Source organism: Pseudomonas kermanshahensis, assembly GCF_014269205.2.
In the GTDB taxonomy this organism is placed as follows: domain Bacteria; phylum Pseudomonadota; class Gammaproteobacteria; order Pseudomonadales; family Pseudomonadaceae; genus Aquipseudomonas; species Aquipseudomonas kermanshahensis.
On record NZ_JABWRY020000001.1, the window covers coordinates 4526495 to 4543175 of the forward strand.

Genomic DNA, 16681 nt, shown 5'->3' on the forward strand with positions numbered 1-16681 from the left:
TCCGCTTCCTACGGCATCATTGCAGAATTTGTCCGGCAGCCCATAAGGACCGCCCATGAATCTGCCCCCCCGCCAACAACAAATCCTCGAGCTGGTCCGCGAACGCGGCTACGTCAGCATCGAAGAAATGGCGCAGTTGTTCGTCGTCACCCCGCAAACCATCCGCCGCGACATCAACCAGCTCGCCGAGCTCAACCTGCTGCGCCGCTACCACGGGGGTGCCGCGTATGACTCGAGCATCGAGAACACCGCCTACGCCATGCGCGCCGACCAGATGCGCGACGAGAAGCAGCGCATCGCCGAAGCCGTGGCCTCGCAGATTCCCGACCATGCCTCGCTGTTCATCAACATCGGCACAACGACCGAATCGATCGCCCGCGCGCTGCTCAACCATAACCACCTGAAGGTGATTACCAACAACCTGCACGTGGCCTCGATCCTGGCGGCCAAGGACGATTTCGAAGTACTGGTGGCAGGTGGCACGGTGCGCCGCGATGGCGGTGTGGTCGGCCAGGCCAGCGTCGATTTCATTAACCAGTTCAAGGTTGACTTCGCCTTGGTTGGCATCAGCGGCATCGACGAAGATGGCAGCCTGCTGGACTTCGATTACCAGGAGGTACGGGTTTCCCAGGCCCTGATCGCCAATGCACGCCAGGTTATCCTGGCCGCCGACTCCAGCAAGTTCGGGCGCAATGCCATGGTCCGCCTGGGCTCGATCAGCCTGGTGGACTGTTTGGTGACCGACCAGACGCCGACGCCTGCCCTCGCCCACTTGCTTAACCAGTACAAGATCCGCCTCGACGTGGTGTGAAGCAGATTGTGGGACTGAAGCGTATGGATTGAGATTTTTATCGCTCTCAAGATCGAGCGCCGCCCGCGCGGCGCATCGCGAGCAAGGCTCGCTCCTACGTTTGTTTCCGGCCAATTATTCCTGTGGCATTGGCGCGCGGCCCCTTGGCGCCCGCCTCAATGTCGCGTCGGACCAACCAGGCGGTCGCGTGCGCTGGCACAGGCGTGACTGGCCCGAAACAAACGTAGGAGCGAGCCTTGCTCGCGATGCGCCGCGCGGGCGGCGCTCGATTTCGACAACGCCTAATGAATCAAGCCCTACACCCGAATTTTCGTAAATGTTCACTTTATTGTCATCCGATCAGTATTTTCTATAAAGACTGACTGGATACCCGCCTTCTGTTGCGCTAGTATTTTCGGAAACGAACATCAATGTTCATATTCGATGTGAACAGCCCCAGGAGGCCTTGCCCGTGTCCCAGTCCGTTTCGTCCCAGCCCCCCCTCACCGACTGCTATGACCTCGCCGTGATCGGCGGTGGCATCAATGGTGTGGGCATTGCTGCCGACGCCGCCGGGCGCGGCCTGAAGGTGTTCCTTTGCGAAAAGGACGACCTGGCGCAGCACACATCGTCGGCGAGCAGCAAGCTCATCCATGGTGGCCTGCGCTACCTGGAGCACTACGAGTTCCGCCTGGTGCGTGAAGCCCTGGCCGAGCGCGAAGTCCTGCTGGCCAAGGCGCCGCACATCGTCAAGCCGATGCGCTTCGTGCTGCCCCATCGCCCGCACCTGCGCCCGGCCTGGATGATCCGTGCCGGCCTGTTCCTCTACGACCACTTGGGCAAGCGCAAGCGCCTGGGCGCTTCGCGCAGCCTGCGCTTTGGCCCTGGCTACCCGCTCAAACCGGCCATCACCCGCGGTTTCGAATACGCTGACTGCGCCGTGGACGACGCCCGCCTGGTCGTGCTCAATGCCATGGCAGCCCGCGAAAAAGGTGCGCACATCGTCACCCGCACCCGCTGCCTGCGTGCCGAGCGTGTCGATGGCGTGTGGCAGGTCGAACTGCAGCATGCCGACGGCAGCCTGCAGAGCATTCGTGCCCGCGCCCTGGTCAATGCTGCTGGCCCATGGGTAGCCAGCTTCATCAAGGATGACCTCAAGCTGGATGCGCCTTACGGCATCCGCCTGATTCAGGGCAGCCACCTGATCGTCCCGCGCCTTTACGAAGGCGAGCACGCTTACATCCTGCAGAACGAAGACCAGCGCATCGTGTTCTGCATCCCTTACCTGGACCGCTTCACCCTGATCGGCACCACCGACCGTGAATACAGCGGTGACCCGGCCCAGGTGAAAATCACCGAAGCCGAGACCGACTACCTGCTCAAGGTGGTCAACGCGCACTTCAATCATCAGCTCAGCCGAGCCGACATCCTGCACACCTACTCCGGCGTACGCCCGCTGTGTAACGACGAGTCGGACAACCCGTCGGCCGTGACCCGCGACTACACCCTGGCGCTGTCGGCAGGTGAAGGCCAGGCGCCGTTGCTGTCGGTGTTCGGCGGCAAGCTCACCACGTACCGCAAGCTGGCCGAATCGGCCATGGCCGAGCTCAAGCCATACTTCACCCAGATGCGCGCCAGTTGGACCGCTACAGCGCCGCTGCCAGGCGGGGAAGATATGACGACTGCGCAGGCACTGACTGACGCCATTCTGGCGCAGTACGGGTGGCTGCCGGTGGACATCGCCAAACGCTGGGCAGTGACCTACGGCAGCCGCGTATGGCGCCTGCTTGATGGTATTCAGGGCCCGGAAGACCTGGGCCAGGCCATTGGCGGCGGTCTCTTCAGCCGCGAGGTCGATTACCTGCGCAGCGAAGAGTGGGCTGTAGATGCCGCCGACATCCTGTGGCGCCGCACTAAATTGGGCCTGTTCACATCACCGGCGGAACAGCAGGCGCTGCACGACTACCTGGAGAAAGCACCAGCAAGCCAGATATCGTTCAAGGCCGCTTGAAGCCGACGTTGAAGCCAGTGCCGCCTTAGCGGCACCCGCTCACGGTAATAAACCGCCGATGCTGAACCAACGGTCAAACGCCTCACGGGCCAACGTTAGAATCAAGCTGCGCTCGCCCTCCTGTATGGCTTGCACGATACCTTCGCAGTACGTCAGGTACTGCTCCTCAGTGACCTCTCCCGCTTCTGCACGCTCGCGGTAGGCCTCTTCTGGAGCCCGGAACGCGTCCACCAGCGCTGTGAAGCGGCGCTCGTAGCGGTCTCGCACGTAATGTTCCCAAAACGCCTGATCAGCCAGCGCCTGAGTCAACCGTTCTGGGGTCTCTGCGCGCAGTACCTCGATCCTGGCGTTATTCAGGTCGGCAGGTGTTAGACCGGCGTAGGCTTCGTAATGCAGGGCTGCAGGTTGGGCCGGCAAGCGCAGCGGGCCCGCCAACCGCACACGGTAAGTGAGATAGACTTCGATATCGTCCACGTCGTGCCCTGCTGCGCGAATCCCCTGGATACGCCGCGTCGCGATCTCGTCAAGCGCGTCCAGACGGAACAGTGAGCGGCTCAGGCGCATCAGCTCAACCTCACTTTGCGCAATGGACATCCCCGAGGTGTGCCGGTGGATCAACACCCTCACCTCCATCTGGCTGAACAGCCACAACAGGCGGTCCTGGCAGGAAGCGTTGCCGCCCGACATGATGAACAACTGTTCACGCAGCTCAGTGTTCTGCTCGCAGGCCTCAATGATGTTCCAGACCCTGGCCCGGTAATAGGCTGGCCGCTGCGCGAAGTCGGAGGATCGAGCGAAGTCGCGGATAAAGTTGAAGAAAGGCCGGGACGTGCTTTCCAATTGCAGGTTACGCCACTGCATCTCGCGCTCGCTGCGCTGCATGCCCGTCGAGCCGAGCAACCATTGTTCGCGTTCGTTTGCCTGCACTAGATGATGACGGAACGACGGGCTATGTACGACTTCGTGATGGTGGCTACCTGATGGGCCAGGCAGTTGCTCCAGGTAATGCTCGCTCGCTTCATCCAAGGGGTTGTCATGCAGGGCCATGCGTTGCAGACGTTGGCGAAGGCCGTGCAAGTCCCGATTGACTTGGCGAATCTGGTTGTTGCGCAGGTCGGCGATGCCCCGCAACGGCACCTGCTGCAGGCGCGACGGGAATGCTCTGATGCCAGTCGAACGCAGCCCCAAGGGCCTGAGGTGAATCAACCCACGGACATCGGGGGCAAACCCAAGTGGGTTGTAATTGAGTTCCAGCGTTTGTAGATGGGTCAAGGTATTGAGCCGGCGGTTGCCGGCGACGTCCATGATGATCCGGTTGTGGTCCAACTGCAGCCCCCGCAGTTGCGTGAGGCGCTCTACTCCCGGCGGGATGGCGGCAAGATGATTCTCGCGCAGGTCAAGCTCGCGCAAATTAGGGAAGCGAGCGAGGAAGTCGGGGTCAATGTCTGACAAATCCATGTCGCGCAGGGTCAAGCGCGTGACATGTGGGAAACTGACTCCCCCTTCCAGTACTGGCAAGCTGCCGACACGCTCACCGCGAATGTCCAGCGCGTAAGTACCATCGCTGCGCAAGCCTGTCTTGCAGCGCCAGCAACGACGGATACTATTGGCTACCCGGCCACGCCGGAGCAGGTCCAGCACGCCAGAGTGTTCCATGCGCCATCGCCGCAGGACCTGGCGCAGGCCCGACAAGTGCTGGCTGAGTTCACTGTAGTGCTGCCATGGGTCGACCCCGCGCGCAATCAGGTCCAGCAGATAGCGTTGCAACTGGCTCTCGCCGAGGGTTGGGAATATTTGCCGCATCCCACGCCGGCTGGCCTGCCCGCGGCTTTCGCCCCGGCCACTCAGAGGGTAACCGAGGCGCCCGTCGCCCCACCGCACCGGTGGCCGCACGCCACCGCCTATCGGCGCCTGGCCGATCAACTGCGCGGCCAAGTCGCGATGGCTGCGGGCGTGTTCGGCCAGCAGGTCGCTCAATGTTTGCGTGTCCAGCGTGCGGGTCCCCAGTGCGCCTGTTTGCGCTTCACTCAAAGTCAACGAAAGTGCCTGCAGCAGGCTGTCAGTTGGAGCAGAGCCTGCCAACGGCTCGCCCGTCGCAGCATAGGCGCTGTAGCCTGTTGGGGTTTTGACGATACTGAACCGCTGAGCGGCGGTATCCGGGCCCGCGTGTGCCAATACCGCCCCTGCGCGGCTGTCGGCTCGCACTTCGACGGCATACGGCTCCAACCACGGCGCCAAATGTTCGATAAGGCCAACGGCCAATTTCGCGGTGTCGGCATTGGCTGCCGAAGCCTGACGTAAACCTGCACAGGCACGGTCAAGGCGGCTGTCACGTAAAAACCAGCGCGCGCGTTCAGCCAAGGCCAAGGGGACGCGATCACTGGCGAGCATCTGCTCGACCTGCTGGCTGTCGACCTGCTGGACAATTTCATGGGCTCCGCGTTGCGACAGGCCAGGAAAGTCCCGACGCAGCACGACACTGGCCAATTCCTCATTGTCTTGCGATGTGCTGACCAGAAACTCGAACGCTTCGCCCTGCACGGTGGGGAATTGCTCATGCAAGCGGTAGCGCTCCAAGGCATCGAGCAACCGTGCGGGAGGTGGGGCATTTTCCAGGTGCAGACGCCTCAGCTGTGCGTCATCTAGGCCCGTGCTGTCGAGCACCCTGCGTACTTCTTCATCGCTGACGTCGGCCAGTTCAGCGCTCAACCGCCGCATCAAGCGCGCAGGCTCCGCCCACTCTTCTGCACGTTCCAGCGCATGCCGCCAGCCGCCAGTGCCGTTATGCTCGAGCATCGGCTGAAAAGCCTCGCTGCGCTGAGGATGACGGATGAACAGGTGCTCGCCATCCTTGTAGCCCGCCAACTGAAAACTGGCTTCGTGCAACTTCAACTGCCACTGGTCATTCTCCGGGATCAGCTCGCCAACCGTCACGCCCCGCTCCTTTACCCGGTAGGCAGCCAGATCATGGGCACAGAGCTTGACGTGACCGGCATCGGTGCAAATCGGCGACAGTTCATCGACAAACGCAATACGCTTGAGCACTTGCCCCGCCACTGCAGTGCCAGCCCCTATCGCGGCCCCCAGTGCGACGCTTTCAGCGACACCGAACACGTGTTCCAGCGCCCCCTGGCGATCGCCCAGTTGCCAATCCTGGTAACCCTCGTAGACCTCATCGGCAATCTGCACGGCAGCGACCGCGAGCATCAGTTCCCCCACTACCGGCATGAACAACCCGGCCAGGTTCAATAACGTCAGCCCCGCTTGCTGATACCCCTTGAGCCGCTCGTCCCGCGCCGCGCTGTCCTCATCGGCCGTCGGAACGGCCAACACGCGGGCGTCGTCGAGCATCTTCTCGATGCGCGCGGCGCGTAAAAAGGCAAACAATGGTTGAGTGATAGCGAAGTCACGACCATCGAGCTTCAGTACTGCGCCCTCGGTGCTCGACGACAGTAAGCGCCTCAAGGTGCCAAAAAATGCGACCCGGTCGCGCTCGGCGATGAACCGCGCAATAAACGCCGCATAGTGAGGGTCACGCAGGCGCAGCCCCATGGCCTGATAAAACGCCCACCAGGTTTCGAATACCTGCACGGGTTGCAAGGGGTCCCCGGGAATCCAGAGCATGATGCCCCGCAGAATAGCCTGATCCCGGTCTTGGATCTCGATGGCCACCACCCCGTGCAGGCACTTGCCCAACAGGTACACCTGGCGGGTACTCAACACTACCGGGTAGGCAGGTACTACGGCTGGCTTGGCGAAGATCGGCAGCGTTTGCAGGAAGTGGGCATGGCTGATCTCGCCTTTGAGGGCTGCCAGGCGTACAGCCGCTTCCATCGATGAGCGCAGGGCCTCCTCCAGCAATGCCTCGACCTCGCGAAGGGCCTGGCCAGCTTCATCCCCTGGCCGATCTTTTGGTAACAGATGCTCACGCAGCAAGACCTGGTAGCGGCCACCCAGATCGAGCGTGCGGCACAGCTTGGCGAAGCGCTCGAACGATACCGCCAGGGTGACGCCGGACACGTCACGCAACGAGACCTGCGTGAACGGGCCTGGCTTGGTTTGCGCCTGGGTGAAATTGTGCAGTGCCGTCGTCAACAGGGGTTGAGTCGAAATACGGGTGATGTTCGGCGATGGGGTCGGCGGAATGGGCATCGCCAGAATGATCTGCACCACCTTGCGCAGCGTTGCCTTGCGTACATCAGTGTTTACCCGAAAACGCTGTCGTAACGCTTCTTGCAGCAACGTCGCAGCAAAATCATCCAGGGGCGGAATGCGGCTTAACACCTGCCGGACACGCTCGGCACTGTCCTGCTGCTGGCGCAGGGCCTGGTGAAGCGCACGCTGCTGTTCGACCGGGGCAGACGTGAGCCAGGCCGGCAAACGTTGAGAAATCAGGGCGTCAATCGAAGCAGGCGCTTCATCGGCAGAATGGGTCATGGCAGTGAGATCCGTAAAAACCGCTAACAGACCACACGGCAAACCGTCACCTGCGGTAACTAAATCAAGGCACCATTCATTCGGGTTTCCGAACACCAAAAGCCAACCCATTCGGAATCACGGACAACACATGCTGTCGATTTACTGTCAAAAAAGATCGATACCCCGTAATTTCGGGGCGTTATGATCAAGAAGGAAGCTTGGCACGACTCATGCTCTACACTCTTTAGCCGAATGCACCCGCTTCATGTTGTATTCGTTGAACGAAAGAGTCCGCCAACGGCTCCATAAAAAAAACAAACATGTCGAGGAAAATTTGATGCGTATCGTTCGTCAATTGCTGGGCGCCGCTATCGCGGCTGCAGTCATCGCTTCGCCGGCCATGGCCGAGGAGCTGACCGGCACCCTGAAGAAGATCAAGGACTCGGGCACCATCACATTGGGCCACCGCGACTCCTCCATTCCATTTTCCTACCTGGCAGGCAAGCCGGAGCCCGTGGGCTACTCCCACGACATCCAGCTGGCCGTGGTCGAGGCCCTGAAAAAACAACTGGGCACCGACATCAAGGTCAAATACAACCTCGTCACCTCCCAGACCCGCATCCCGCTGGTGCAAAACGGCACCGTCGACCTGGAGTGCGGCTCCACCACCAACAACGTCGAGCGCCAGCAGCAAGTCGGTTTCTCGGTCGGCATCTTCGAAGTCGGCACCCGCCTGCTGACCAAGGTCAAGGACGGTCAGCCTTCCTATAAAGACTTCCCGGACCTGGCTGGCAAAAACGTGGTGACCACCGCCGGCACCACCTCCGAGCGCATCCTCAAGGCGATGAACGCCGACAAGCAAATGAAGATGAACGTGATTTCCGCCAAGGACCACGGTGAAGCCTTCAACATGCTCGAAAGCGGCCGCGCCGTGGCCTTCATGATGGACGACGCCCTGCTGGCCGGTGAAATGGCCAAGGCTCGCAAACCGGCCGACTGGGTTATCACCGGTACCCCTCAGTCGTACGAAATCTACGGCTGCATGGTGCGCAAGGAAGACGCTGCGTTCAAGAAAGCGGTCGACGAGGCCATCGTGGCTTACTTCAAGTCGGGCGAAGTCAACAAGAGCTACGACAAGTGGTTCATGCAGCCAATCCCGCCAAAGGGTCTGAACCTGCAGTTCCAGATGAGCGACGAGCTGAAAAAACTGATCGCCGAGCCGACCGACAAAGCGGCGGACGAGAAGAAGTCCTGATCCTCAGATAGTGGCCTGGTGCGCATGCGCACGAATCAATTCTGCAGGCCACTCATTAGTGTCTAACCTTTCATCCGAGGGCGCCAAGCGCCCCCGGATGCTCGAAGGTGCCCGTGAAACAACCGTCTGAGGGGAAATCCCGATGAATTACAACTGGGACTGGGGCGTGTTCTTCAAGTCCACCGGCGTGGGCAGCGAAACCTATCTGGACTGGTACATCACCGGCCTGGGCTGGACCATCGCCATCGCCATCACCGCCTGGATCATCGCGCTGCTGCTGGGGTCTGTCCTTGGCGTCATGCGTACCGTGCCGAACCGCCTGGTATCGGGCATCGCCACTGTCTATGTGGAACTGTTCCGCAACGTGCCGCTGCTGGTGCAGCTGTTCATCTGGTACTTCCTGGTACCGGACCTGCTGCCCGAAGGCCTGCAGGAATGGTTCAAGCAGGACCTCAACCCGACCACCTCGGCGCTGATCAGCGTGGTTGTGTGCCTGGGCCTGTTCACTGCGGCCCGTGTCTGCGAACAAGTGCGCACCGGCATCCAGGCGCTGCCCCGCGGCCAGGAATCCGCAGCCCGCGCCATGGGCTTCAGCCTGCCGCAGATCTATACCAACGTGCTGCTGCCGCAAGCCTACCGGATCATCATTCCGCCGCTCACGTCCGAGTTCCTCAACGTGTTCAAGAACTCCTCGGTGGCCTCGCTGATCGGCCTGATGGAGCTGCTGGCACAAACCAAGCAGACCGCAGAGTTCTCTGCCAACCTGTTCGAGGCGTTCACCCTGGCCACGCTGATCTACTTCACCCTGAACATGGGCCTGATGCTGCTCATGCGCCTGGTCGAGAAAAAAGTCGCAGTACCTGGCCTGATTTCCGTGGGGGGCAAGTAAATGGACATGGATTTCAGCGAAATCATCCCCGCCCTGCCCGCCCTCTGGGAAGGCATGATCATGACCCTGCAACTGATGGTCATGGGCGTGGTCGGCGGTATCGCACTCGGCACCGTCCTGGCGCTGATGCGCCTGTCATCAAGCAAGCTGCTGTCGAGGGTGGCGGGCGCTTACGTCAACTACTTCCGCTCGATCCCGCTGCTGCTGGTGATCACCTGGTTCTACCTGGCAGTGCCGTTCGTGCTGCGCTGGATCACCGGTGAAGACACGCCGGTCGGTGCGTTCACCTCCTGCGTGGTCGCGTTCATGATGTTCGAGGCGGCCTACTTCTGCGAAATCGTCCGTGCCGGTGTGCAGTCGATCTCCAAGGGCCAGATGGGCGCCGCGCAAGCGCTGGGTATGAACTACGCCCAGACCATGCGCCTGATCATCCTGCCCCAGGCCTTCCGCAAGATGACCCCTTTGCTGCTGCAGCAAAGTATCATCCTGTTCCAGGACACCTCGCTGGTGTACACCGTGGGCCTGGTCGACTTCCTCAACTCGGCACGCTCCAACGGCGACATCATCGGGCGCTCTCATGAGTTCCTGATCTTCGCCGGGGTCGTCTACTTCCTCATCAGCTTCTCCGCTTCGTGGCTGGTCAAGCGCCTGCAAAAAAGGATCACCGTATGATTTCCATCAAGAACGTCAACAAGTGGTACGGCGACTTCCAGGTACTGACCGACTGCAGCACCGACGTCAAGAAGGGTGAAGTGGTAGTGGTGTGCGGGCCGTCGGGCTCGGGCAAGTCCACCCTGATCAAGTGCGTCAACGCGCTGGAGCCGTTCCAGAAGGGCGACATCGTGGTCGATGGCACCTCGATTGCCGACCCAAAGACCAACCTGCCGAAACTGCGCTCGCGGGTGGGCATGGTGTTCCAGCACTTCGAGCTGTTCCCGCACCTGACCATCACCGAAAACCTGACCATCGCCCAGCGCAAGGTGCTCGGCCGCAGCGAGGCAGAAGCCTCCAAAAAAGGCCTGGCCCTGCTCGATCGCGTCGGCCTCAGCGCGCATGCCAAGAAACACCCCGGCCAGCTTTCCGGCGGCCAGCAGCAACGGGTGGCGATCGCCCGCGCCCTGGCCATGGACCCAATCGTCATGCTGTTCGACGAACCCACCTCGGCACTGGACCCGGAAATGGTCAGTGAAGTGCTCGATGTGATGGTTCAGCTGGCCAACGAGGGCATGACCATGATGTGCGTGACCCACGAGATGGGCTTTGCCCGCAAGGTCGCCAACCGGGTCATCTTCATGGACAAAGGCAGCATCATCGAAGACTGCACCAAGGAAGAGTTCTTCGGCGACCAGAACGCCCGCGACCAACGCACCCAGCACTTCCTCAGCAAGATCCTGCAACACTAAGCCGGCCTCAGCCTCCGCTGCCCGCCCCCATCGGGCAGCGGACGCTGGTCGTGACAAGGCCACTGTGATGAAATGCGATCCTTCGCTTCTTCTCCCTGCCAGACCTGCCGTGAATTCCCGCCTGATTCGTCAATTGCTGTTACCCCCCCTGATCATCCTGCTGATGGTCGGCCTCGGTATGGCCGGTTACCTGGTCAGCGAGAGCAATGGCATCCGCAGCCTGAGCGAAAACGGCGAGCGTCAGCTGGAGCTGCACGCGCGCACGGTCGAGAGCGAGATCAGCAAATACACCTACCTGCCCAGCCTGCTGGAGCTTGAAGACAGCGTCTCGCACCTGCTCACCGAGCCCGATGGCGGCTCCCGCCAGGCGGTCAACGAATACCTCGAAGGCCTGAACCGGCGCAGCCGCAGCCGGGCAATCTTCGTGCTCGACACCAACGGCCGGGTGCAGGCCACCAGCAACTGGCGCGATGCCGATTCGTTTCTGGGTGAAGACCTGTCGTTCCGGGCCTACTTCCAGACTGCCGTGCGCGGCGAACCCGGGCGCTTCTATGGCATCGGCAGCACCACCGGCGAGGCCGGCTACTACTTGGCCCATGGCCTGGAAGAACACGGCAAGATCATAGGCGTTGCGGTGATCAAGGTACGCCTGGACACCCTCGAAGAACGTTGGCAGCGTGCCCGCCTGGAAGCGTTCGTCAGCGATGAGAACGGCATCATCATTCTGTCCAGTGACCCGGCCCGGCGCTTGAAGTCGGTGCGCCCGCTGACCCCGCAAATCAAGGAACGCCTGGCGCGTAGCCTGCAGTATTACTGGTGGCCGCTGAACGAGCTGCAACCTCTGGCGCGGGAAACCCTCGCCGATGGTGTTGAAAAGCTGACCTTCCCGGCCAACAGCGAAACAGCGCAAGGCAAGGCCCATGAAGTGGCCTACCTGGCCCAGACCCGTCGCCTGGTCGACACCCCGTGGCATTTCACCCTGCTGACCCCGCTGCAAGACCTGCGCCGAGAATCGATGGTGCAAGGCATCCTGGTCGGGGTGGCATTCGCCCTGCTGGCCATCCTGGGCATCGCCTGGAACGAACGCCGCAAAGTCATCGCCACCCGCTTGGCTGCCCGTGAGGCGCTGCAGGAAGCCAACAGCCAACTCGAACGCCGCATCACCGAACGCACCGCCGACTTGCGCGCCAGCAATGAGCGGCTGAAGGGGCAGATCCGCGAGCGCCGGCATGCTGAGCAAACCCTGCGCCATGCCCAGGATGAGCTGGTGCAGGCGGGCAAGCTGGCTGCCATCGGGCAAATGTCGACCAGCATCGCCCACGAACTCAACCAGCCGCTGGCCGCGCTGCGCACGTTGTCCGGCAACACCGTACGCTTCCTCGAACGCGGCGCGCTGGAAACGGCCAGCACCAACCTGCGTACCATGAACGACCTGATCGACCGCATGGGCCGTATCACCGCCAGCCTGCGTTCATTCGCCCGCCGTGGCGACGACGGTGGCCAGGCCTCGCTGGCCAAGGCGGTGGACGCCACCCTGCAAGTACTGGCCAACCGCATCAGTGGCTGCCACTTGCAATTGCACAACCAGTTCGAAGACCATCAACTGGCCATCGACCAGACCCGCCTGGAGCAGATCCTGGTCAACCTGATCGGCAACGCCATCGACGCCATGGCGACCCAGCCCCTACCAGAGCTGTGGCTCGAAGGCGAACTGCAGGGTGACAAGTATCGCCTGCGGGTGCGCGACAACGGCCATGGCATCGACGCCGAGGCACGCAAGCATCTGTTCGAACCCTTCTTCACCACCAAACCGGGCGAACATGGCCTGGGCCTGGGGCTGACCTTGTCGGCGAGCCTTGCCGCCGCTGCCAAGGGCAGCCTGAACGTCGAGCATCCTGTCAGTGGCGGCACGGCCTTTGTGCTTGTCCTGCCCCTGGTATCCCCCCCTAGCGAACCGGCAGAGCACCCATGAACCAAGCGCCTCTCACCGTCCTGATTGTCGAAGACGACCCGCATGTGCTGCTCGGCTGCCAGCAGGCATTGGCCCTGGAAGACATTGCCTGCGAAGGGGTCGGCAGCGCCGAACAGGCCCTGGAACGCATCGGCGACGACTTTGCCGGCATCGTCGTCAGCGACATTCGCTTACCAGGCATCGATGGCCTTGAGCTGCTCAACCGCCTCAAGGCCCGCGACCGCAGCCTGCCAGTGGTGCTGATCACCGGCCACGGCGATATCGACATGGCGGTAGGCGCCATGCGCAACGGCGCCTACGATTTCATGGAGAAGCCCTTCTCGCCCGAGCGCCTGGTCGACGTGGTACGCCGCGCCCTCGAACAGCGCGGCCTGTCCCGCGAGGTGGTTGCTTTGCGCCGCCAGCTGGCCGAACAGAGCAGCCTGGAGGGCCGCATCATTGGCCGCTCGCCGGCCATGGAGCACCTGCGGGAACTGATCGCCAACGTCGCCGACACCTCGGCCAACGTGCTGATCGAAGGCGAGACCGGCACCGGCAAAGAACTGGTCGCCCGCTGCCTGCACGATTTCAGCCGCCGCCAGGGCCAACCCTTCGTGGCGCTGAACTGCGGCGGCCTGCCCGAAAACCTGTTCGAGAGCGAAATTTTCGGCCACGAAGCCAACGCCTTTACCGGCGCAGGTAAACGCCGAATCGGCAAGATCGAACACGCCAATGGCGGCACGCTGTTCCTCGACGAGGTCGAGAGCATGCCGATCAACCTGCAGATCAAACTGCTGCGGGTGTTGCAGGAGCGCACACTGGAGCGGCTGGGCTCGAACCAGAGCATCGCGGTGGATTGCCGGGTAATCGCCGCGACCAAGTCCGACCTCGATGCCATGGGGCAGAACGGGCAGTTTCGCAGTGACCTGTACTACCGGCTGAACGTGGTGACGCTGGAGCTCCCCCCCCTGCGTGAGCGCCGCGAAGACATCCTGCAGTTGTTCGAACACTTCCTGCAGCAATCGGCCCTGCGCTTCGACCGTGAAGCACCGACGCTGGACAGCCAGACCTTGTCGCGGTTGATGGCCCATGACTGGCCGGGCAACGTGCGTGAGCTGCGCAACGTTGCCGAGCGTCATGCGTTGGGCTTACCGGCCTTCAAGAAGGGCCCGAGTGGCGGCGCGAGCCAGGGCCTGGGCTTTTCCGAGGCGGTGGAGGCGTTTGAACGCAACCTGCTCAGCGATGCCTTGCAACGCACCGGCGGCAACCTCAGCCAGGCCAGCCAGGAGCTGGGCATGGCCAAGACCACGCTGTTCGACAAAGTGAAAAAGTACGGGCTGGGCTGAGAAACGGCGGCGCCTGCTTCGCGGGCAATGCCAATCTCACAGACCCGCAATATGCGTCACATCCTGCCGATGCGATTGCAGGTAAGGCAGCACCGCCCCCAGCAACGGCGCCTTGAACGGCTCCTGAAAGCGGTGCGCCAGCCCCGGTATCAAGCGCAGCTGGCTGCCCTGGATATGCGCCGCCAAGTGCACCCCATGCATCACCGGCAACAACGGGTCGGCCGTGCCATGCACCACCAGCGTCGGCACGCGCAGCTGGTTGAGCAACGCCACCCGGCTCGGTTCGGCCAGGATCGCCATGATCTGGCGCTTGGCGCCATCCGGGTTGAATGCCCGGTCATAGGCCACCGCCGCCTGCTGCAACAAGACGGCCCGATCATCACGCACCTGCGGGCTGCCCAGTGCCGCCAGCAAATCAGCCTGCTGCTCGATCGCTACCTCACGGTTGGGCGCACTGCGCCGGGCCAACAGCTGCACCAGGGCAGGGGCCGGCGCCGGCAGCCCTGCCGCGCCTGAGCTGGACATCACCAGTGTCAGGCTACGGACCCGCGCCGGCGCCATTGCCGCCAGGTGCTGGGCAATCATCCCGCCCATGCTGACACCCAGCACATGAAACTGGCGTATGCCCAATGAATCCATCAAGCGCAGCCCATCCCCCGCCATATCAGTGAGCGTATAGGGGGCGGAAACCGGCAGGCCGAGCTTGTAGCGCAGCAGCTCGACCGTCAGGTTGGCCGAGGGTGGCAGTTGGTTCCAGCGCGACAGGCCGACATCGCGGTTGTCGTAGCGTATGACCCGAAAACCCTGGCGGCACAGAGCCTCGACCACGTCGTCCGGCCAATGGATCAGTTGCCCGCCCAGGCCCATGACCAGCAGCAATGCAGGGTCTCGCGGCGCACCGACGCTTTGGTAAACCAGGCTCAAATCACCCAGTTCAGCCCGTTGTACCGCTACCTGCGTGTCACAGCGTTGGTCGGCGAAACTCGCCGGCACGCTGAAAAGGAAGAAGAGAAACAGCAGCAAAGCCCGCATGAAAGAAACACCAGAATGCAAATCCCCAGTAGAGCGCGAGTTTGATGAATTTCTGCCGGGCGCGCTGCCACAGTTCAGTGACAGTTTGATGACCCCCGCTGAGTGGTGTGGCCAACGGTCCAGTCGACAGCCTGGGCAACATGAGCGAAACTCAACTCAATTCTTTCCCTTTGGCATTCAACCCTCGGAGTCAGCAGTGCTGGAGATCCGCCACCTGAAAACCCTTCATGCCCTGCGCGAGGCCGACAGCCTGGTAGAGGCCGCCGAACGCCTGCACCTGACACAGTCGGCGCTGTCGCACCAGTTCAAAGAGCTGGAAGAGCGCCTGGGCTTGCCGCTGTTCGTGCGCAAGAGCAAACCGATCCGCTTCACCAGTGCCGGCCTGCGCTTGCTGCAACTGGCAGATGCCACCCTGCCGCTGCTGCGCGGCGCCGAGCGTGACATCGCGCGCTTGGCCGGTGGCACCGCCGGGCGCTTGCACATGGCCATCGAATGCCACAGCTGCTTCCAATGGCTGATGCCGACCATCGACCAGTTCCGCGATGCCTGGCCGGAAGTCGAGCTGGACCTGGCCTCGGGTTTCGCCTTCGCTCCCCTGCCCGCGCTGGCCCGTGGCGACCTGGACCTGGTGGTCACCTCCGACCCGCTGGACCTGGCCGGTATCACCTATGTGCCGCTGTTCACCTATGAAGCCATGCTCGCCGTGGCCAACCAGCACCCGCTGGCCAGCAAGCCTTACATGGTGCCGCAAGACCTGCTCGACCAGACCCTGATCACCTACCCGGTGGAACGCGATCGCCTGGATATCTTCACCCGCTTCCTGGAGCCGGCCGACATCGAGCCAGCCGCCGTGCGTACCTCGGAGCTGACGGTGATGATGATGCAATTGGTCGCAAGCGGCCGTGGCGTGTGCGGCATGCCGCACTGGGCACTGCACGAGTACAGCTCGCGGGGCTACGTGAAAGGCAAGCGCCTGGGTGAAAAGGGCCTGTTCGCCACACTTTATGCGGCGGTGCGCACCGACATGCTCGATGCGCCGTACATGCGCGATTTCTTGCTGACCGCCAAGGACACCTCGTTCGCTACCCTCGATGGGGTCAGCGCGGTACGCTGACGGCCTGGCGGTACAACGGCAGGATCAGGTCGCGGGTTAGCGGCGCCAGCTCAAGCGCAGGCGCCTGGTCCGCCGCCAGCCACACCACTTCTTCGATTTCCGCCGCCGGGGTCACGGCTTCGGCGCTGTCGACGCGAAACAGTTCGGCTTGCACCTGGTAGCCTGGCTCGTTGGCAGCCGGCGCGCTGAACTGGCCGAGGTGGATGGCCTGGGCGGGGTCGATGCGCAGGCCCAGTTCCTCATGCAGCTCACGCACCAGCGCCTCTACCGGCGGCTCACCCGCATCGATCTTGCCGCCGGGCTGCATGAAGGCCACGGTGCCGCGCTTGCGCACCAGCAAGGTGCGGCCCTGGGGGTCGATCAGCAGGGCGGCGGCGATGCGAAGGGTGTTGGGCATGGGATGGGCTCGCTGGAAAAGCCTGAGAGGATCCCATGGGGTTGATCGCCTGACAAGGTCGGTGCAGCCTGCCC

Annotated in this window: 12 protein-coding genes; 9 read left to right on the forward strand and 3 right to left on the reverse strand. The window is 62.4% G+C overall.

Annotated elements, in window-relative coordinates; all coding sequences use genetic code 11:
• Window positions 1–55 precede the first annotated feature (55 nt).
• Both glpR and glpD read left to right on the forward strand, forming a co-directional pair.
• Window positions 56–811, forward strand: a complete 756-nt coding sequence (gene glpR, locus HU764_RS20315) for a DNA-binding transcriptional repressor GlpR (protein ID WP_186677481.1) — start codon at window positions 56–58, stop codon at window positions 809–811.
• Window positions 812–1262: 451 nt separating this feature from the next.
• Window positions 1263–2801: a glycerol-3-phosphate dehydrogenase gene (gene glpD / locus HU764_RS20320; RefSeq protein ID WP_186677483.1), complete on the forward strand. Its 1539-nt coding sequence runs from the start codon at window positions 1263–1265 to the stop codon at window positions 2799–2801.
• Between the two features lie 39 nt (window positions 2802–2840).
• On the opposite strand, the gene HU764_RS20325 is transcribed toward glpD, so the two are convergent.
• A complete protein-coding gene (locus HU764_RS20325; protein ID WP_186702557.1) occupies window positions 2841–7238 on the reverse strand; it encodes an NEL-type E3 ubiquitin ligase domain-containing protein in 4398 nt (1465 codons plus the stop codon).
• Between the two features lie 319 nt (window positions 7239–7557).
• Here HU764_RS20325 and HU764_RS20330 point away from each other — a divergent pair, with 319 nt between their 5' ends.
• The 6 genes from HU764_RS20330 to aauR all read left to right on the forward strand — a co-directional run bounded on the left by HU764_RS20330 (window position 7558) and on the right by aauR (window position 14064).
• On the forward strand, window positions 7558–8475 hold the full coding sequence (locus tag HU764_RS20330; RefSeq protein WP_027594181.1) for a glutamate/aspartate ABC transporter substrate-binding protein: 918 nt from the start codon (window positions 7558–7560) through the stop codon (window positions 8473–8475).
• Between the two features lie 142 nt (window positions 8476–8617).
• Window positions 8618–9364 carry an amino acid ABC transporter permease gene (locus tag HU764_RS20335; protein WP_027594180.1) on the forward strand — a complete coding sequence of 249 codons (747 nt, stop codon included), beginning with the start codon at window positions 8618–8620 and terminating at the stop codon, window positions 9362–9364.
• Window positions 9365–10036, forward strand: coding sequence for an amino acid ABC transporter permease (locus tag HU764_RS20340; RefSeq protein ID WP_099455152.1), 672 nt, complete (start codon window positions 9365–9367; stop codon window positions 10034–10036).
• Entirely contained in the window at window positions 10033–10767 is a 735-nt protein-coding gene (locus HU764_RS20345) for an amino acid ABC transporter ATP-binding protein (RefSeq protein ID WP_027594178.1), read from the forward strand. The genes HU764_RS20340 and HU764_RS20345 overlap by 4 nt, the downstream gene beginning before the upstream one ends.
• Before the next feature lie 67 nt (window positions 10768–10834).
• A complete protein-coding gene (gene aauS, locus HU764_RS20350; RefSeq protein ID WP_186702556.1) occupies window positions 10835–12739 on the forward strand; it encodes a two-component sensor histidine kinase AauS in 1905 nt (634 codons plus the stop codon).
• Window positions 12736–14064, forward strand: coding sequence for a two-component response regulator AauR (gene aauR, locus HU764_RS20355; protein ID WP_085273564.1), 1329 nt, complete (start codon window positions 12736–12738; stop codon window positions 14062–14064). The genes aauS and aauR overlap by 4 nt, the downstream gene beginning before the upstream one ends.
• Before the next feature lie 36 nt (window positions 14065–14100).
• Here aauR and HU764_RS20360 read toward each other — a convergent pair whose 3' ends face one another.
• Window positions 14101–15096, reverse strand: a complete 996-nt coding sequence (locus HU764_RS20360) for an alpha/beta fold hydrolase (protein ID WP_186677487.1) — start codon at window positions 15094–15096, stop codon at window positions 14101–14103.
• A 196-nt stretch (window positions 15097–15292) separates the two neighbouring features.
• On the opposite strand from HU764_RS20360, the gene metR reads away from it, so the two are divergent.
• The gene (gene metR / locus HU764_RS20365) at window positions 15293–16210 is read left to right on the forward strand and encodes a transcriptional regulator MetR (RefSeq protein ID WP_027594174.1); all 918 of its coding nucleotides are present in this window, start codon (window positions 15293–15295) and stop codon (window positions 16208–16210) included.
• Here metR and HU764_RS20370 read toward each other — a convergent pair.
• Window positions 16194–16607: an NUDIX hydrolase gene (locus tag HU764_RS20370; protein WP_186702555.1), complete on the reverse strand. Its 414-nt coding sequence runs from the start codon at window positions 16605–16607 to the stop codon at window positions 16194–16196. The two genes, metR and HU764_RS20370, sit on opposite strands and share 17 nt — an antisense overlap.
• Window positions 16608–16681: the final 74 nt, after the last annotated feature.